Source organism: Salinibacterium sp. SWN1162, assembly GCF_015864675.1.
GTDB lineage: Bacteria > Actinomycetota > Actinomycetes > Actinomycetales > Microbacteriaceae > Rhodoglobus.
Window position 1 is genome coordinate 667,609 of the sequence record NZ_JADYWT010000001.1, and the last position, 16,932, is coordinate 684,540.

The following is a 16,932-nucleotide window of genomic DNA, read 5'->3' on the forward strand; positions in this document are numbered from 1 at the left end:
GGAACAATTGAAGGTCATGCATGCGCGTCGGGGGACCGCAGCAAAGCTCACGCTTCGCTCACTTACTTTTCGTTTAATCGGTTTTACCGCCGCGCTTAGCCTCGTCGTGGGCGTGAGCGTCGTTGCCGGAAACAGCCAAGCCGCCTTCGCCGATGACTACCCCACCTGGAGCGATGTCACCGAAGCTCGCAATAACGAAGCGGCGACTCAGGAAGTTGTCAACCGCATCAAAGCGGCACTGATCGAGCTCGAATCGCAGGCCGCTGCTGCTCAAAAAGATGCCGAAGATAAAGGCAACGTTTGGCAAGAGGCCGACACCAAGTACCAAGCCAAGTCTGCTCAGACCGATACTCTGCAAGATCAGGCGGATGAGGCCGATACAGAGGCCGAAGAAGCTGAGAAACGGATCGGCGAGCTTGCTTCGCGACTCGTGCGTGCGGGCGGCGGAGACGTCACCACCAACCTGCTTGCTAATTCTCAAGATGCAGACGCTCTGCTCTACAACTTGGGCATGTCATCCAAAATCTCACAGCAGACCTCTGCACTGTTCGATCGTGCAGTGCAGGCGCGAAACACGGCTCAGTCGCTGTCGGATGCCGCAGAAGTGGCACGGGCAGAGCTCGAAGTTTTGAAGATTGCCGCCGAAAAGGCATTCGAAGAAGCGCAAGCTGCTGCAGCTGCCGCTGAAGTTGCCGTCGCCGAACAACAAGAACGCAAAATTGAATTTGACGCCCAGCTCGCCGCTCTCACCTCAGAGCGGGTGACCACCGAAGCCGACTACCAGGCCGGTGTGAAGAAGCGTGAAGAAGAGCGCATCGCCGCCGAAAAGGCTGCCGCGGCCAAGGCCGCCGCACAGGCTAAAGCTGATCGGGCGGCGGCGGCAGCAGCGGCCGCTAGCTCAAGCGGAGGCTCGAGCAGCGGCTCCAGTGGCGGCTCGAGTTCAGGTTCCGGATCCTCGAGCTCCAATGGCTGGACAAAGCCGGCCTATGGCTACATCACGTCGGTCTACGGCTACAGCTCGAACTACGGTTCCAGCTTCCACAAGGGCACGGACATCGGCGCAGGCTGCTACGCGAACATTTACGCGGCATCCAGCGGCAAAGTTGTGTACGCCGGTTATGGCTGGAACGGCGGCTACGGAAACTACATCATCCTCGAGCACGCTGGCGGCGTTCGCACCGCCTATGGCCACATCGCGCCCGGCGGCATCAAGGTGTCGTATGGCCAAAGTGTGTCAGCGGGAGCCAAGATCGCCGAGGTTGGAACCACCGGAAACTCCACCGGCTGCCACTTGCACTTCGAGGTTCGCCCCAACGGGTGGGACACCACGAACCCCGTGTCATTCATGTCAGGTAAGGGCGTTGGCCTCGGCTAAAGTCTGAGCACACGCTTGAGGCAACGGAGTCTCGGGCAGAGGGAGCACGCCATGCACTCAGTTGCCGGACTCGTTGTCGTGATCACGGGTGCTGCCCGCGGCATGGGCGAGATCTATGCTCAGCGAGCGGTTGCTGAGGGTGCGGCTAAGGTCGTGTTGCTCGACGTCGACGCTACGGCTCTGGATGTCGCAGCCGCCGCTCTGAGCGCTGCGGGCGGCTCGATCACGAGCTACGTCGTCGATCTCTCGTCTCGCACCGCGATCGAGACTGTCGCCGAACGCATCCGCGCTGAAGTGGGAACCCCACACGTGCTTATCAACAACGCGGGCATCGTGCGCAGCGGCTACTTCTGGCAGCACGACGCTGTACGCGACATTGAAGCGACGATGCAGATCAACACGCTTGCGGCCATGTACCTCTCGCGCGAACTGCTGCCCGCGATGATCGAGGGCGGAGCGCCCAGCCGCATCCTGAACATTGCGTCAGCGGCAGGAACTCTCTCGAATCCGAACATGAGTGTGTACGCGGCATCCAAGTGGGCCATGATCGGCTGGAGCGATTCTCTGCGGCTTGAGCTCATCAAAGCGGGGCATGCGCAGATCGCGGTGACCACGTTTGCGCCCAGCTACATCAGCACGGGAATGTTTGCCGGAGTGCGAGGACCACTCTGGACCCCGATCATGACTCCCGAAATTGCGACCTCGGCGGCGTGGGCGGCCATGCTGCGCGGCAAGCCCCTGCTTATGAAGCCGTGGACGGTAGGGCTCGCTCGCGGGCTCAAAGGCCTCCTGCCCACTCGGGCGTGGGACTTCGTGGCCGGCCGAGTCTTCAAGGTCTACAACTCAATGGACGAGTTCACCGGGCGCTGAGCCGCTCAGCCCGGTTAAACGCCGATGGCGAATGCCTGAGCATCCGCCATCGGGGTGACACGTGCGGTACGTGAGCACCGCGCGTGAGGAGTGTTGAGTGCTGCTTAGTGGCCTTCGGCCTTGAGCTTCTCGAAGCCAGCCTGAACGATGGCCTCTGCTTCGGCGGCGTCGCCCCAACCGTCGATCTTGACCCACTTGCCGGGCTCGAGGTCTTTGTAGTGCTCGAAGAAGTGCTCGATCTCTTTGCGCGTGAATTCGGGAACATCGTTGATGTCCTGAATGTGCGCCCAGCGCGGGTCCTTGGCCTGAACGCAGATGACCTTGGAGTCGATGCCGCCGTCGTCGCTCATGTTGAGTACGGCAACCGGGCGAACCGAGATTCCAACTCCGGGGAAGGTGGGGGCATCGAGCAGAATCAGCGCGTCAACGGGGTCGCCGTCGAGGCCGAGAGTGTTCTCGAAGAAGCCGTAGTCGGTGGGGTAAGCGAAGGTCGTGAAGAGAAAACGGTCGAGAAATACGCGACCGGTTTTGTGGTCAACTTCGTACTTGTTCCGGCTTCCGCGCGGAATCTCAACGACAACGTCGTATGCGGCCATAGAGCTGCTCCTAAGAAAATTATGGGGTTGCTGCAATAACGTTACTGGATGCACTCCGAACGGCGCCCCCGTCTTACGCCCGCAATTGCTGATGTTCGGCGTGCAGTGCGCACCGCGCTGGGCTCGCTGCCGGTGCCCGCAGACTCAGAACCGCTCGTTCTTGTCGCCCTCAGCGGTGGCCCCGACTCGCTCGCGCTGGCGGCCGCGACCGCCTTCGAAGCCACCAAGGCGGGGATGCGGGCCGGCGCCGTGATCGTGAATCACAACCTTCAAGACGGGTCAGCGGATGTCGCCGCCGCCGCCGCGCAGCAGGCGCGCGACCTCGGGCTCGACCCCGTCGACATTCGCTCGGTACTCGTTGGTGACGCCGGAGGCCCCGAGTCCGCTGCCCGCGACGCGCGCTACGCGGCGCTTGCCGCTGCCGCCGCCGAGCACGGCGCCATCCGCGTGCTGCTCGGCCACACCCTCGACGACCAAGCCGAAACCGTGCTGCTCGGTCTCGCCCGCGGCAGCGGAGCGGGCAGCCTCAAGGGGATGGCAGCTGACACGGGCCAATACTTGCGGCCGCTACTGGCCATCGCGCGAATCACAACCGTTCAGTGCTGCCAAGACTCCGGAATCGTGGCGTGGAATGACCCGCACAACCTCGATACCTCGTACACGCGAGTGCGGGTGCGGCAGACCGTATTGCCGTTGCTGGAAAGCGAACTGGGGCCCGGCATCCGCGACGCGTTAGTGCGAACCGCAGACCAAGCACGCGAAGATGCCGACGCTCTCGATCATTTTGCCGAAGAAATGGCCGAAGATTTGGCCGAGATTTCGGAGGCCGGAATCTCGTTGCCGGTGCGTGCGCTCGCTGCGAATCCTGCCGCGCTACGCCAGCGTTTGATTAGGTTGGCGGTGGCCAGCGAGTTCCATGTGTCGCTCAGTCGAACGCACACTCTGGAGATCGCGAGGCTCGTCACCGACTGGAGGGGGCAGGGACCGATCGACGTTCCCGGCGTTAGGGTTGAACGACGAGAGAATCTTCTCCACTTTTCGGCCCACAGTGAGGAACGCGATGCAGTTTAGCGACGTCGAAGGAGACCTCAGCGAGGTCCTTCTGACCCAGGAAGAGATCCACGAGAAGATCGCCGTGATGGCGCGTCAGATCGAGATCGACTACGCCGGCGAGAAGGTGCTGCTGGTTGGTGTGCTTCGCGGTGCCGTCATGGTGATGGCCGACCTGGCTCGCGAATTGGCTCTGCCCATCGAGATGGACTGGATGGCCGTCTCCTCGTATGGCGCCGGCACGCAGTCCTCGGGTGTCGTTCGCATTCTCAAAGACCTCGACAGCGACCTCGAGGGCCGCAAGGTTCTTATCGTGGAAGACATCATCGACTCGGGCCTCACGCTCTCGTGGTTGCTCGGCAACCTCCGCAGCCGTGGTGCTGCTTCGGTAGAGATCTGCACGCTGCTGCGCAAGCCGGATGCCGCCAAGGTCGAAGTTGACGTCAAGTACGTCGGTTTCGACATCCCCAACGCGTTCGTGGTCGGTTATGGCCTCGACTTCGCGGAGAAGTACCGCAACCTTCGCGGAATTGCAGTGCTCGCTCCCCACGTGTACGCGTAGGGCCGGCTGAATGCGGGCGCGGGCAGCCATTGATCAGGCGACCGACGAGATCGTTGGTCTTTTTGAGAATCGAGTAGCGGAACAGAAGGCTCCGGCCTCGTTCTTCGCGGTCTTCGGACCCGACGGCATCGTGCTGGAGGGTGGCTACGGCGAGAAGGTTCTCGGCGACGGCAATGCTCCCGATCGCGATACGGTCTTCCGCATCGCGTCGTGCACCAAGAGCTTCACGTGCACGATGTTGCTGATGCTGCGCGATCGGGGCCAGCTGAATCTCGATGCACCGATCACTGACTTCGTTCCGGCGTTCACTCCGCTGGAGCCGACCGCCGCTCCCGTCACTCCGAGCGTGCGCCAGCTCATGACGATGTCGGCGGGGTTCCCGACCGACAACCCGGTGGGCGACCGCTTGGAGGAGATGACGCGGGCCGAGCTAGACGAGTTTATGGCGGCGGGCATCCGCTATTCGAGCACGCCCGGCACTCGCTTCGAGTACTCGAACCTTGGCTACGCGCTGCTTGGTGAAGTCATTGCCGAGATCACGGGCCTCCCCTATATCGAGGCGATTGCGGCCGAAATTCTGGAACCGCTCGGGCTCACTTCAACGACCTTTGCCGAAGATCCGGATGCCGATACCGCCCTCGGCTACCGGCTCGCGAATGGGCAGTGGCAAGTTCAGCCGTTCACCGGGCCCGGAGTCTTCTCGGCCATGGGCGGCTTGTTTTCGAGCGCGACCGACCTTGTTCGTTGGTCGCTGTGGCTCGCGGGCGCCCTCGACCCCGAAGACACCTCCGACGGTCCCCTGTCTGCTGCCAGCCGCCGCGAGCTCCAACAGATTCAGCGCGCCGTGCCCGAGGGCATGTCGAAGGCCGCAGAGTTCTCGGAGCCGACCGGGCACGGCTACGGCTACGGACTTTTCATCGATGAGGGCACGACGAAGATCGTGTCGCACTCGGGCGGTTACCCGGGCGTGAGCGCCCACATGCGCTGGCACGCACCGACCGGGCTCGGCATTGTGGCGTTCGAGAATGGCACCTTTGCTGCATCCTCGATTCCCGCGACGCAGGCTCTGCAGGCTGCGCTCCACGCCTATGGCGAGCTGACGACGCCGACAGCCGCGTGGCCAGAGACTCTGGCGGCACGCGAGGTCTTCGACGGGCTCGTTCGCGCGTGGGATACGCCCACCGCCGACGAGCTTGCTGCCGTGAATCTGGCGCTCGATGTTCCGTGGACGGAACGCATCGCCGGAATCGCGAAGGCGATCGCCGAAGTGGGGCCACTCACGAGCGCTCCGCTGACGGAACTGCCCCGCACGCTTCGGGATACTCCGGCAGCGACGAACTGGACGATCGAGGGCGAACGTGGGCGACTCACGTGCCATATCTTGCTGGGTCCGGAACTGCCGCCGCGCGTTCAGACCTTCACCGTGAAGGCCGAAAGCAACTAGCGCAGCACAGGCAGGTGCTAGCGGCGCCCATTGCGGTCATGATCGCGAGTGGGGCCCGAAAAACTGGCATTACGCCGAGGGCAAACACGCAGTGGTCTTGCAGCGCGATACCGATAACCTTGCAGCACGTTTCTTCAGAGAGAGGCACTGGGTCACCCGACTCGGAACATCATGGATTTTAAGCGCATTTTTCGCGGCCCAGTCCCGTACATCATCATCGGTATTGCCGCTGTGTCGATCGCCGCGAGCTTTCTGCTCGGCGAAGGCTACAAAGAGGTCTCCACTCAAGAGGGTCTCGACCTTCTTCAGGGATCGACAGTGTCCTCAGCCACCATCATTGACGGTGAGCAGCGCGTTGACCTCGAGCTCTCCAAAGCAGACGGCGACAACGGCACAAAGGTGCAGTTCTACTACGTAGCGCCGCGTGGCACCGAGATCGTTTCTGCGGTCAACGGCGCCGACGTGAAGGAGTTCAACGACAAGGTTCCTCAGGAGAACTTCTTCGTTTCCTTCCTCTCGATCATGCTGCCGTTCCTGATCATCGGCGTGATCTTCTTCTTCATCTTCAGCCGCATGCAGGGTGGCGGCGGCAAGGTCATGCAGTTCGGCAAGTCGAAGGCCAAGCTCGTGGGCAAAGACACCCCGCAGGCAACATTTGCGGATGTCGCTGGTGCTGACGAGGCCATCGAAGAACTTGAAGAAATCAAAGACTTCCTGAAGGAGCCGGCCAAGTTCTTGGCTGTCGGTGCTCGCATCCCGAAGGGCGTACTGCTGTACGGCCCTCCCGGAACCGGTAAGACTCTGCTGGCCAAGGCCACTGCGGGTGAAGCTGGCGTGCCGTTCTACACAATCTCCGGTTCTGACTTCGTCGAGATGTTCGTGGGTGTCGGTGCAAGCCGTGTTCGTGACCTCTTCGAGCAGGCCAAGCAGAATGCTCCCGCGATCATCTTCATCGACGAGATCGATGCTGTAGGTCGTCACCGTGGTGCCGGAATCGGTGGCGGTAACGATGAGCGTGAGCAGACTTTGAACCAGTTGCTGGTCGAGATGGATGGTTTTGACGTGAACGCCAACGTCATCCTGATCGCCGCCACCAACCGCCCTGACGTTCTCGACCCCGCACTGCTACGTCCCGGTCGTTTCGACCGTCAGATCGGTGTGGACGCTCCCGACAAGATCGGCCGCAAGCAGATTCTCGAAGTTCACGCCAAGGGCAAGCCCATGGCCGAGGGAGTCGACCTTGAGGTTCTCGCGCGCAAGACGCCCGGCTTCACCGGTGCCGACCTTGCCAACGTGCTCAACGAAGCAGCTCTGCTGACGGCGCGCTCGAACGCGCAGTTGATCGACAACCGCGCTCTCGACGAGGCTGTTGACCGCGTGATGGCCGGACCGCAGCGTCGCTCGCGCCTCATGAACGACAAAGAGAAGCTCGTCACGGCGTACCACGAGGGTGGTCACGCGGTGGCTGCCGCCTCGATGCGCAACAGCGATCCTGTTACCAAGATCACGATCCTTCCTCGCGGTCGTGCGCTCGGATACACGATGGTGATGCCACTCGAAGACAAATACTCCGTATCGCGCAACGAACTGCTCGATCAGCTTGCTTACGCCATGGGCGGCCGCGTCGCGGAAGAGATCGTGTTCCACGATCCGACCACCGGCGCCTCCAACGACATCGAAAAGGCGACGTCTATTGCCCGCCGAATGGTGACCGAATACGGTATGAGCGCTCGCATCGGTTCGGTGAAGCTTGGGTCCGGTAACAGCGAGCCCTTTATGGGGCGCGACATGGGCTCTAGCCGCGAATACTCCGACGAGCTCGCCAAGATCGTTGATGAAGAGGTTCGTCTCTTGATCGAGAAGGCCCATGACGAGGCCTGGCAGATGCTGAATGAGAACCGCAAGGTGCTCGACACGATTGCGCTTGAACTGATGGAGAAAGAGACGCTCGACCACGTTGAGCTCGACAAGATCTTCACGGGCATGGCCAAGCTTCCCGAGCGCCCGCAGTGGCTTTCGAGCGATGCCCGCCCTGTCTCGCAGTTGCCTCCCATCAAGGTTCCCAAGAAGAAGGTTGTCGAAGCAGACGCCGAAGTAAACGGCGGCGACGACAGCACGCCCTCGAAGCCGGCACGCACCCCACGGCCACGCAAGTCGCCTGGGGTAGCACCGGCCTAGGCGCGGCATGTCGATCGACCTCGCACGCATCGAAGCTGCGGTAGCCGAGATTTTGGCTGCCGTGGGCGAAGACCCGAACCGGGCTGGCCTCACCGCCACCCCGCGCCGGGTGGCTTCGGCCTACGCCGAGTTCTTCGCGGGCAACGAGATCGATCCGCTCACTCACCTCTCCGACAGCATCGAGTTCACGGCAAAAGCGGATCAGACCGGCGAGCTCGTGCTGCTGCGTGACATCGAGTTCCGCTCGATGTGCGAGCACCACTTGCTTCCCTTCTTAGGTGTGGCGCACGTCGCCTACATTCCGGATGAGCGCATTATCGGGCTCGGAAACATTGCGCGGGTCGTCGAAACGATTGCCGCGCGGGCGCAACTCCAAGAGCGACTGACCGAAGAGATCGCCGATGCCTTCGACGCCGGCCTCTCGCCCCGTGGCGTCCTTGTCGTGGTGGATGCCGTGCACGGTTGCGTGTCGGCGCGCGGTCCGCGCCAAACGGCGAGCTCCACCGTGACGCTCGCCTCGCGCGGGGCGCTGAGCGATCCCGTCGAGCGCGCCGAAGTGATGGCGCTCATCGGGCGAGGGCACGATGCGTAGAAACCCCCGCGTGGAGGTTCCCCAGATCATGGGAATCCTCAATGTCACGCCGGATTCTTTTAGCGATGGCGGTCAGTTCCAGCACGTTGATGCGGCTATTGCCCGTGGCATCGAGCTGCGCAACAACGGTGCGGATGTCGTCGATGTCGGCGGCGAGTCGACTCGCCCCGGGGCCGAACGGGTCTCGCCCGCGCTTGAGCAGCAGCGGGTAATCCCGGTGATCGAAGCGCTTACCGCAGAAGGCGTGACGGTGAGCATCGACACGATGAATGCGAAGACGGCTCTCGCCGCGGCGAAGGCGGGAGCATCCATCATCAACGATGTGTCAGGCGGACTCGCCGACCCGGAGATGTATCGTGTCGTCGCCGAAACAGACCTGTTGTATATAGCGATGCACTGGCGTGGGCACAGCGCCGAAATGGACCAGCTCTCGCAGTACGGCGACGTCGTTGCCGACGTGCGCAGCGAGCTCAAGGCGCGGTTAGCCGAGATGATGGTGTGGGGAGTGAAGCCCAATCGCGTGGTGCTCGACCCCGGTCTCGGCTTCGCGAAGAAGTCGCGTCACAACTGGGCGCTGCTGGCACGGATCGACGAGTTGACCTCGCTCGGGCATCCGGTGCTCATCGGGGCTTCGCGCAAGAGATTTCTCGCGTCGATGCTGCCGGCCGACGCGCCTCCTGCCGACAGAGACCTCGCTACCGCCGTGATCAGTAATGTCGCGGCCGAAGCCGGAGTGTGGGCCGTGCGCGTGCACGATGTTCCCTCGACCCAGATCGCACTTTCCGTGTACCGCGCCATGCAGAAGGGCAAGAAATCATGAATCCTGCACTCGACGAAATTACGCTCACGGGCCTGCGCGCCACCGCCTTCCACGGCGTCTTCGATCATGAACGTCGTGATGGTCAGACCTTCGTCATCGACGCGACCGTGTACCTCGACTTTGCCGCTGCAGCGAGCTCCGATGACTTGGCCCGCACCATCCACTATGGCGAACTCGCCGAAGAGATCGTTGCCGCTGTCGAGAGCAATCCCGTGGACCTCATCGAGACAGTAGTGGAACGAATCGCCGCGGTCATCCTTGCCCACGACGCCGCCGTCAGCACCAGGGTGACGCTGCATAAGCCCGAAGCGCCCATCACCGTCCCCTTCGCCGATGTGGCCGTCACGATCACGCGCCACCGTGCTGCTCGCGCCCAGACCGCAGGCTTCAGCGCAGTTCCCCAACCGCTCTCATGATTCGTCAACAACGACTGCGCGTTGAACTGCCGGTCATGCTTGCCATCGGCAGCAACCTCGGCGACCGCGAAGCGACCCTGCGCGATGCCGTTCACGCCATCAACGCCATCGAGGGTGTAACTGTGGATGCCGCCTCGAGCATCGTACAAACGCCAGCGTTGAAGCTTTCCGGCATCGATCACTCGGCCCCGGCGTATCTCAATGCGGTCGTGTCGGCTCGCAGCGCGCTGGAGCCCCACGCCCTTCTCGCTGAGCTGCAGCGCATCGAGGCCGATAACGGTCGCGTGCGCGACGAGCGCTGGGGCGACCGCACGCTCGACATCGACATCATCTCGTTCGCTCACCTGCAGGTGGATGACGAACTGCTGACGATCCCGCACCCTCGCGCCGCCGAGCGCTCCTTCGTTCTCGTGCCGCTGCTGCAACTCAACCCGCACGCGACTCTCGCCGGGGTGGGAGATGCTGTTGTCGCTCTGGCGGGTATTGAGAATGATGCCACCGAGTTCGAGGCGGAACCGCTGTGGTAGCCCGCACCTCCGCACTGCATCTGGTGACGATTGCCGCCGCGGGCGCTGCGGTCGGATGGTTGCTTGAGGTTCTGCTCACGGCATCCGGAAACCCCATTGTGTTGCCGTCGATTGCACTGGCGGTTTCGCTCTTTCTTATCGCCGTCATCGTGGTGATGTTGGCGGTGCCGGTCTACCGTTCTTCGCGCGGGCTGCGCAAAGAACGCGTCAACCCCTTCTTTGCGCTGCGCGTCGTTGTGCTTGCGAAAGCATCGAGTTTTTCGGGCGCTCTCTTGGGTGGTGCCGCTCTCGCGGTCGCCGTCTATCTAGTGAGCCGCACGGTTTCGCCGGGAACGGGAACCGTGGTCACGAGCTTTGTCGTTTCGGGCGGCGCGGTAGTCTTGCTGATCGCAGGGCTGGTTGCCGAACGTTTGTGCACCCTGCCGCCTGATGATGACGACACGTCATCGCGGCGTGCGACAGACCCCCAAGGAGCAGCGTGACCCAGCGACTCGATCTTCCCGACGCCGAGTGGCGCGGAGTTTCCCGCAAGTACGCGTTCGTTGAGGTGGGCGGGCTGCTCATCGTGGGCGTCATCCTCTCGATCGCTGCCTCGATCCCTGCCTTCGTCAGTGGCATCAGCTGGTTCGCGGCGCTCCCCATTTCGTTGGGCATCATCTTTCTCATCAACATCCTGCTCACCCCGCGTCGTGTGCGCGCCATCGGCTACATGTTGCGAGAGGATGACCTCGTCTTTCGCCGCGGACTGATGTTCCGCCGCGTGGTTGCTGTGCCCTATGGCCGCATGCAGCTCGTGGACATCAACCGCGGACCCCTCGACCGCGCCGTCGGCCTCAGCGAACTCAAATTTGTGACGGCAGCGGCATCCACCGGAGTAGTCATTCCTGGCCTGCCCGAGCAGGATGCCGAGGAGTTGAGAGACACGCTCGTCGCCCTAGCCGAAAGCCGCAGGGCCGGACTGTGAGCGATCCGCACGAACCGGGCGAGCCTGATTTTGCACCGGAACCCGCGCACCTGAGCGCTGCCGAACCACCGCCGGCGGCGCTGCCAACAGAACCTGCTCAGCCACCGGCCTTCGGCGCTACCGAGGATGCTCCGGCGGTGCCGCTGACCGTGCCCGAGAGCGCGCGTCGCCTCGCCGACGGGGAATGGCACCGGCTGCACCCCGCAACGCCATTCCTGCGCGGTGGAATTGCCTTCGTTGCGATCATCGGTGTCATCATCGTTAACGCCCGCGACGTCTTTCTCGACACTATCTTTGGCGGCGGCAGCCGAGAACTGCAGTTCCTCGAGCGCTTCGCCGAATCCAGCCTGATTCTGTTGGCGATCCTCGCCGTGATCGTCATCTTGTTGCTGAGCGTTGGCGGTTTCTATCTGTCATGGCGGATGCACACCTTCCGCATCACCGATGAGCTCGTCGAGGTGCGCAGCGGCATTGTGTTTCGCACCAACCGTCGCGGTCGCCTCGATCGTATTCAGGGCATCAATATCTCGCGCCCCTTCTTGGCTCGACTCTTCGGGGCCGCCAAGCTTGAAGTGAACGTGGCTGGTCAGGACGCGAATGTCGAGCTGGCCTATCTGGGGTCGAAGGGCGCGGATGACTTGCGCCTCGCGATCCTGCAGCTTGCCTCGGGCACGCGGGCAGCCGAAGCAGCCGCAGCAGCAAGTGTTGCTCCGGTCGGCGTCGGAGGACTCGTCGAATCCCGGGTCAACGAACTTCTGGCCCCCGAGCTCGACCCGAACACGGCACCGCCAGAGTCGATCGTGCGCATCAGCATTCCGCGGCTCATCGGGTCGCTTCTGCTGAGCGGGCCGACGGTGTTCGCTGTGTTAGCGGCCATCGGCATCATCACCACGGTCGTCACCACGGGTGATGTTGGATGGATCTTCATTATTCTTCCCGGTTTTCTGGGGCTCGCCGGTTATCTCGGATCGCGGCTCACGCGGTCGCTGCGGTACTCCATCGCGTCGACGGCCGACGGCATCCGCGTCGGGTATGGCCTGCTGTCAACGACAAACGAGACGCTGCCCCCCGGCCGTATCCACGCGGTCGAGGTTTCTCAGCCGCTCATGTGGCGCCTCGCTGGCTGGTGGGAAATCAAGATCAACACCGCGTCGCAAGCGGCGAGTTCAGGCGGGGCCACCGCCAAGACGACACTGTTGCCCGTGGGTGATATGAACGATGTCCATCGCGTACTGCAGCTTGTTCTACCGAGCCTCGCCGATGAGAAATCGCGCGAACTGCTTGAGTGCGGCCTCGCTGCCGGAGCCCACGATGACGACTACGTCACGTCGCCTAAGCGCGCGGCGATCTTGCGCTGGTTCTCTTGGCGTCGCAACGGTTTCGCTTTGATTTCGGATGCCGTGGCGCTGCGCAAGGGAGCCATCTGGCGCTCCCTCGTGCTGGTGCCCCAAGCGCGCATGCAGAGCGTCAGCATGCACGAAGGGCCGTTGTTGCGTCGGATGCGCCTCGCGGAGCTGCGTGTTCACACCGTTGCTGGGCCCATTTCGGCCACGATCGGTGCCATGGATCGCACGGATGTCGTGCGTTTCTTCGACGAGGTCGCTCACGCCGCGGTTCACGCCGCCGGCGTCGACACGAGTCACCGCTGGCGCAGTGCTGCCGCGGCACCTGAGGTCGCCGCAGCGACCGAAATGCCCGAAGCCGAGACTGTGCCTGAGACACAGGCGGCGCCCGAGGTTCCCGAGGTTCCCGCAGCGACCGCGATTCCAGCGATTCCAGCGATTCCAGCGACTCCAGCGACTCCCGAGAACCTTGCACCTTCGGAGGACCACGCGTAATGGCACAGGCAGCAGGCCGGCTCGGAATCGGCATCATTGGCGCGGGCAAAGTTGGGCCAATTCTGGGCGCAGCGCTTGCGGGCGCGGGTCACGCGATCGTCGGTATCGCGGCATCCTCGGAACGCAATCTGGAGCGCGCGAGCGCGATTCTTCCGGAGGTTCCGGTGCTCGACATCCCGACACTGGTGGAGCGCAGCGAACTGGTCATCCTTGCAATCCCCGAGGGAGAGATTGAGTCTTTCGCTCAGGGTCTCGCCGATGCCGGAGTCTGGCAGCCGGGGCAACTCGTGCTGCACACCGCCCCCGGTCTCGGCTATGAAGCCTTGGCTCCAGCACTGAAAGCTGGCGCGATTCCCCTTGCCGTGCATCCGGCCATGGTGTTCACGGGAACGAGCCTCGACCTCACCCGCCTGCACGAAACCTATTGCGCCGTGAGTGCACCCACCCCGGTGCTGCCGATCGCTCAAGCGCTCGTTGTCGAGATGGGTGCCGAGCCGATCGTCATCGCCGAAAGTGAGCGCGCCGCTTGGGCCGAAGCGGTCAGTACCGCAACCAGTTTCTCGGCCGCCATTGTCGGCCAATCCCTTGATTTGCTCGCGAGCGTTGGCGTAGATGCCCCCGCTCGCGTTCTGGGACCGCTACTGCGCTCCTCGGTCGAGAGTGCGCTCGCGCGTGCCACAGCGACTAGCATCGATGTTTCCTTGCTCGACCCCGAGCCGAGGCCCCATTCACAGGAGGACCCCTCGTGAGTTCACACCCCCGCCCGCAAGTTATTGAGACCGTCGCGGGTATGCGCGATGTGGTCGCGCACGAGCGCGCCGCTGGCCGCACCATTGCTTTGACGCCCACGCTGGGCGCGCTTCACCAGGGTCACCTCGCTCACGTCGAGCGTGCTGCCGAACTCGCCGATGTGCGCATCGTCTCGATCTTCGTCAACCCCACGCAGTTCGGGGCCAGCGAAGATCTCGACAAGTATCCGCGCACCATGGACGAGGATCTCGACATGCTGGGCGCGATGGGTGTTCCCTACGTCTTCGCTCCGAGTGTGGAGGAGATGTATCCGAAGGGGCCGACCTCCACCACAATTTCCGCCGGCCAGATCGGAACGATGTTCGAGGGCAAGACGCGCCCCGGTCACTTCGACGGTGTGCTCACCGTCGTCGCCAAGCTACTCGCGATCACGAGCCCGCAGTTCGTCACCTTCGGCCAGAAAGATGGCCAGCAACTCTTTCTCGTTCGCCGCATGATTACCGACCTCAACATCCCGGTGCAGCTTGAGATCATCGAAACCGTGCGCGAAGAAGACGGTCTCGCCCTCTCGAGCCGCAACCAGTTCCTGGATGACCACCAGCGCGAAGCCGCCTCCATCCTGTCGACCGCATTGAACGCTGCGACCTCGGCCGCCGACAGCGGCCTTGATGCCGTGATCGCCGCAGCCCAGGGCGCGCTCATGGGAGCGTCAGGCGTCGAGCTCGACTATTTCACCGTCGTCGATACCGACACCTTCATGCCGGTGCCCGATGGTTACCGTGGACCAGCTGTCGCTCTTGTCGCCGCACGCGTGGGGGAGACCCGTTTGATCGACAACGCGACCCTCTACGTCGGCTAGTTTTCGTCTGCAGTTTGAGGCGCGGCAGTGCGCGGCTATCCCGGCTACGATTGAGGGCGTGAATGACGCTGCTAACGCCCCCGAGCCCACCGAAGCTGAAGTTTCTGAGCAAAAAGCCGTTCGGTTAGAGAAGCGTCAGCGACTCATCGATTCGGGCGCTGAGGCGTACCCGGTTGGCGTCGCCATCACCACGAGCATTCCGGCCGTGCGCGAGAAGTACCCGTCGCTTGAAGCGGATGAGACGACCGGCGAAGTCGTCGGTCTCGCAGGGCGCATCGTGCACCTCCGCAACACCGGCAAGCTGTGCTTCGCCTCGCTGCAGTCCGGTGACGGGCAGCGCATTCAGGTCATGGTTTCTCTCGGCGAAGTGGGCGACGAGTCGCTCGCGCTGTGGAAAGAACTCGTTGACCTCGGTGACCACCTGTTCGTGAGTGGCGAGGTCATTTCGAGCCGCCGCGGCGAGCTTTCCGTCATGGTCAAGGAGTGGAAGATCGCGTCCAAGGCCGTTCTCCCCCTGCCGAACCTGCACTCCGAGTTGAGCGACGAACAGCGCGTTCGTAGCCGCTACCTCGACCTCATCGTTCGTGACCAGGCCCGGTTCACGGTGCGGGCTCGCGCCAAGGTCAACGCCAGCCTGCGCGCCACGTTCGCCGCGCACGACTACCTCGAAGTCGAAACGCCGATGCTGCAGACGATGCACGGTGGGGCATCCGCTCGCCCCTTCGTCACGCACTCCAACGCGTTCGACACCGAGCTGTACCTGCGCATTGCGCCCGAGCTGTTCTTGAAGCGCGCCGTCGTCGGTGGCATCGAGCGCGCGTTCGAGATCAACCGCAACTTCCGCAACGAAGGTGCTGACTCCACGCACTCGCCTGAGTTCGCGATGGTCGAGGCCTACCAGGCCTATGGCGACTACAACCAGATGGCCGACCTCACTCAGGAGCTCGTTCAGAACTCCGCCGTTGCTGTCACCGGATCGATGCTCGTCACGCTCGCTGATGGCACCGAGTATGACCTTGGTGGCCAGTGGGCGCGCATCTCAATGTACGACTCCCTCAACGAAGCTGCCGGCCTCAGTGTCACGCCGCAGACTTCTGCCGACGAGCTGAAGGTGCTGGCGGATGCCGTCGGCATCGAGGTGACCCAGCCCACCCACGGCAAGTATGTCGAAGAGCTGTGGGAGCACTACGTGAAGCCGGGCCTCGACCTCCCGACCTTCGTCATGGACTTTCCCGTCGACACGAGCCCACTCGTGCGCGACCACCGCACCATCGAAGGTGTTGTCGAAAAGTGGGACCTCTACATTCGTGGATTCGAACTGGCTACCGGCTACTCCGAGCTTGTTGACCCCGTGATTCAGCGCGAACGTTTCGTGGAGCAAGCACTCCTGGCTAGTCAGGGCGACGTTGAAGCAATGCGCCTCGACGAAGACTTCATCCGCGCTCTCGAGCACGGCATGCCGCCGACCGGTGGAATCGGTGTCGGTGTCGACCGTTTGCTGATGGCCATCACGGGCCTCGGCATCCGCGAAACCATTCTGTTCCCGCTGGTGAAGTAAGTAGCTCGACGATGGCCGACCCCATGCCCGAGAACACTTCTGATGGCGCTGCGACTGCAGGCGGCGCTGCGACTCCGGATGCCGCTGCCGCTTCAGATAGCACCGTGACGTCGAACGCTGCCGAGACGCCGAAGAAGTCGACGATCACGCCCATGCGCATTGCGCTGTGGGTGCTTGTGGGCGGCGCTGGACTCTTCATGGTGCTGACCGGCCTCGTTGGCGTCTTAGTGAAGGCTCAGTAGTGGATCGCAAATCATCGCGCCTCATCATGACTGTGACTCTCGTGGGACTTGTCGTTCTCATCGCCATTGTCACCCTGGTCAACGGTTAGGCTAGAGACGTGCCTCAAGAATTCTGGTCTAACGCGATCTTCTCCGTCATCCCGACGATCGCAGTGGGCGCTATTTTTTGGTTCGTTATGGCAGCGATTATTCGCTCTGACCGCACCGAGCGCAGCAGCTACGCCAAGATCGAGGCTGAAGAGCGCGCCAAGATGGCCGCAAATTCAGAACTTTAGGCTGAACGGCTGGCTG

Annotated in this window: 19 protein-coding genes; 18 read left to right on the plus strand and 1 reads right to left on the minus strand. The window is 62.8% G+C overall.

What is annotated here, in order from left to right:
• Positions 1 to 16: 16 nt before the first annotated feature.
• Positions 17 to 1,375, plus strand: a complete 1,359-nt coding sequence (locus I6E58_RS03085; protein ID WP_231595292.1) for a M23 family metallopeptidase — start codon at positions 17 to 19, stop codon at positions 1,373 to 1,375.
• 51 nt (positions 1,376 to 1,426) lie between these two features.
• Positions 1,427 to 2,245, plus strand: coding sequence for an SDR family NAD(P)-dependent oxidoreductase (locus tag I6E58_RS03090; RefSeq protein WP_129072326.1), 819 nt, complete (start codon positions 1,427 to 1,429; stop codon positions 2,243 to 2,245).
• A 104-nt stretch (positions 2,246 to 2,349) separates the two neighbouring features.
• Here the strand turns inward: I6E58_RS03090 and I6E58_RS03095 are convergent, their stop codons facing one another.
• Positions 2,350 to 2,841, minus strand: a complete 492-nt coding sequence (locus I6E58_RS03095; protein ID WP_197130292.1) for an inorganic diphosphatase — start codon at positions 2,839 to 2,841, stop codon at positions 2,350 to 2,352.
• Between the two features lie 48 nt (positions 2,842 to 2,889).
• On the opposite strand from I6E58_RS03095, the gene tilS reads away from it, so the two are divergent.
• From tilS to I6E58_RS03175, 16 genes are all read left to right on the plus strand, one after another.
• A complete protein-coding gene (gene tilS, locus I6E58_RS03100) occupies positions 2,890 to 3,912 on the plus strand; it encodes a tRNA lysidine(34) synthetase TilS (protein WP_197130295.1) in 1,023 nt (340 codons plus the stop codon).
• On the plus strand, positions 3,902 to 4,453 hold the full coding sequence (hpt, locus tag I6E58_RS03105) for a hypoxanthine phosphoribosyltransferase (protein WP_129072323.1): 552 nt from the start codon (positions 3,902 to 3,904) through the stop codon (positions 4,451 to 4,453). The genes tilS and hpt overlap by 11 nt, the downstream gene beginning before the upstream one ends.
• Positions 4,454 to 4,463: 10 nt before the next feature.
• Positions 4,464 to 5,897 carry a serine hydrolase gene (locus I6E58_RS03110; RefSeq protein WP_197130299.1) on the plus strand — a complete coding sequence of 478 codons (1,434 nt, stop codon included), beginning with the start codon at positions 4,464 to 4,466 and terminating at the stop codon, positions 5,895 to 5,897.
• 171 nt (positions 5,898 to 6,068) lie between these two features.
• Positions 6,069 to 8,075 carry an ATP-dependent zinc metalloprotease FtsH gene (ftsH, locus tag I6E58_RS03115; protein ID WP_197130301.1) on the plus strand — a complete coding sequence of 669 codons (2,007 nt, stop codon included), beginning with the start codon at positions 6,069 to 6,071 and terminating at the stop codon, positions 8,073 to 8,075.
• A 7-nt stretch (positions 8,076 to 8,082) separates the two neighbouring features.
• Entirely contained in the window at positions 8,083 to 8,667 is a 585-nt protein-coding gene (gene folE, locus I6E58_RS03120; protein WP_197130303.1) for a GTP cyclohydrolase I FolE, read from the plus strand.
• 10 nt (positions 8,668 to 8,677) lie between these two features.
• Complete coding sequence (gene folP, locus I6E58_RS03125) at positions 8,678 to 9,487, plus strand: dihydropteroate synthase (RefSeq protein WP_307841949.1); 810 nt, start codon at positions 8,678 to 8,680, stop codon at positions 9,485 to 9,487.
• Positions 9,484 to 9,903, plus strand: a complete 420-nt coding sequence (gene folB / locus I6E58_RS03130) for a dihydroneopterin aldolase (protein ID WP_197130305.1) — start codon at positions 9,484 to 9,486, stop codon at positions 9,901 to 9,903. The genes folP and folB overlap by 4 nt, the downstream gene beginning before the upstream one ends.
• Positions 9,900 to 10,430, plus strand: a complete 531-nt coding sequence (folK, locus tag I6E58_RS03135; protein WP_197130307.1) for a 2-amino-4-hydroxy-6-hydroxymethyldihydropteridine diphosphokinase — start codon at positions 9,900 to 9,902, stop codon at positions 10,428 to 10,430. Before folB ends, folK begins: the two co-directional genes overlap by 4 nt.
• On the plus strand, positions 10,424 to 10,912 hold the full coding sequence (locus I6E58_RS03140) for a DUF3180 domain-containing protein (RefSeq protein ID WP_197130309.1): 489 nt from the start codon (positions 10,424 to 10,426) through the stop codon (positions 10,910 to 10,912). Before folK ends, I6E58_RS03140 begins: the two co-directional genes overlap by 7 nt.
• The gene (locus I6E58_RS03145) at positions 10,909 to 11,394 is read left to right on the plus strand and encodes a PH domain-containing protein (protein ID WP_197130312.1); all 486 of its coding nucleotides are present in this window, start codon (positions 10,909 to 10,911) and stop codon (positions 11,392 to 11,394) included. Before I6E58_RS03140 ends, I6E58_RS03145 begins: the two co-directional genes overlap by 4 nt.
• The gene (locus I6E58_RS03150; protein ID WP_307841950.1) at positions 11,391 to 13,232 is read left to right on the plus strand and encodes a PH domain-containing protein; all 1,842 of its coding nucleotides are present in this window, start codon (positions 11,391 to 11,393) and stop codon (positions 13,230 to 13,232) included. The genes I6E58_RS03145 and I6E58_RS03150 overlap by 4 nt, the downstream gene beginning before the upstream one ends.
• Complete coding sequence (locus tag I6E58_RS03155) at positions 13,232 to 13,981, plus strand: Rossmann-like and DUF2520 domain-containing protein (protein WP_197130314.1); 750 nt, start codon at positions 13,232 to 13,234, stop codon at positions 13,979 to 13,981. Before I6E58_RS03150 ends, I6E58_RS03155 begins: the two co-directional genes overlap by 1 nt.
• On the plus strand, positions 13,978 to 14,841 hold the full coding sequence (gene panC / locus I6E58_RS03160; RefSeq protein ID WP_129072310.1) for a pantoate--beta-alanine ligase: 864 nt from the start codon (positions 13,978 to 13,980) through the stop codon (positions 14,839 to 14,841). Before I6E58_RS03155 ends, panC begins: the two co-directional genes overlap by 4 nt.
• A 58-nt stretch (positions 14,842 to 14,899) precedes the next feature.
• Positions 14,900 to 16,399 carry a lysine--tRNA ligase gene (gene lysS, locus I6E58_RS03165; protein WP_197130317.1) on the plus strand — a complete coding sequence of 500 codons (1,500 nt, stop codon included), beginning with the start codon at positions 14,900 to 14,902 and terminating at the stop codon, positions 16,397 to 16,399.
• Positions 16,400 to 16,410: 11 nt separating this feature from the next.
• A complete protein-coding gene (locus tag I6E58_RS03170; protein ID WP_197130320.1) occupies positions 16,411 to 16,641 on the plus strand; it encodes a hypothetical protein in 231 nt (76 codons plus the stop codon).
• 98 nt (positions 16,642 to 16,739) lie between these two features.
• The gene (locus I6E58_RS03175; RefSeq protein ID WP_168187202.1) at positions 16,740 to 16,916 is read left to right on the plus strand and encodes a hypothetical protein; all 177 of its coding nucleotides are present in this window, start codon (positions 16,740 to 16,742) and stop codon (positions 16,914 to 16,916) included.
• Positions 16,917 to 16,932 lie beyond the last annotated feature (16 nt).

Bases quoted from the DNA above. Each gene is read 5' to 3' on its own strand.
- folK (WP_197130307.1), top strand. From the start codon at position 9,900: ATGATTCGTCAACAACGACTGCGCGTTGAACTGCCGGTCATGCTTGCC.
- ftsH (WP_197130301.1), top strand. From the start codon at position 6,069: ATGGATTTTAAGCGCATTTTTCGCGGCCCAGTCCCGTACATCATCATC.
- I6E58_RS03090 (WP_129072326.1), top strand. From the start codon at position 1,427: ATGCACTCAGTTGCCGGACTCGTTGTCGTGATCACGGGTGCTGCCCGC.
- folB (WP_197130305.1), top strand. From the start codon at position 9,484: ATGAATCCTGCACTCGACGAAATTACGCTCACGGGCCTGCGCGCCACC.
- I6E58_RS03170 (WP_197130320.1), top strand. From the start codon at position 16,411: ATGGCCGACCCCATGCCCGAGAACACTTCTGATGGCGCTGCGACTGCA.
- I6E58_RS03085 (WP_231595292.1), top strand. From the start codon at position 17: ATGCATGCGCGTCGGGGGACCGCAGCAAAGCTCACGCTTCGCTCACTT.
- I6E58_RS03155 (WP_197130314.1), top strand. From the start codon at position 13,232: ATGGCACAGGCAGCAGGCCGGCTCGGAATCGGCATCATTGGCGCGGGC.
- I6E58_RS03095 (WP_197130292.1), bottom strand. From the start codon at position 2,841: ATGGCCGCATACGACGTTGTCGTTGAGATTCCGCGCGGAAGCCGGAAC.
- folE (WP_197130303.1), top strand. From the start codon at position 8,083: ATGTCGATCGACCTCGCACGCATCGAAGCTGCGGTAGCCGAGATTTTG.
- hpt (WP_129072323.1), top strand. From the start codon at position 3,902: ATGCAGTTTAGCGACGTCGAAGGAGACCTCAGCGAGGTCCTTCTGACC.
- I6E58_RS03110 (WP_197130299.1), top strand. From the start codon at position 4,464: ATGCGGGCGCGGGCAGCCATTGATCAGGCGACCGACGAGATCGTTGGT.
- tilS (WP_197130295.1), top strand. From the start codon at position 2,890: ATGCACTCCGAACGGCGCCCCCGTCTTACGCCCGCAATTGCTGATGTT.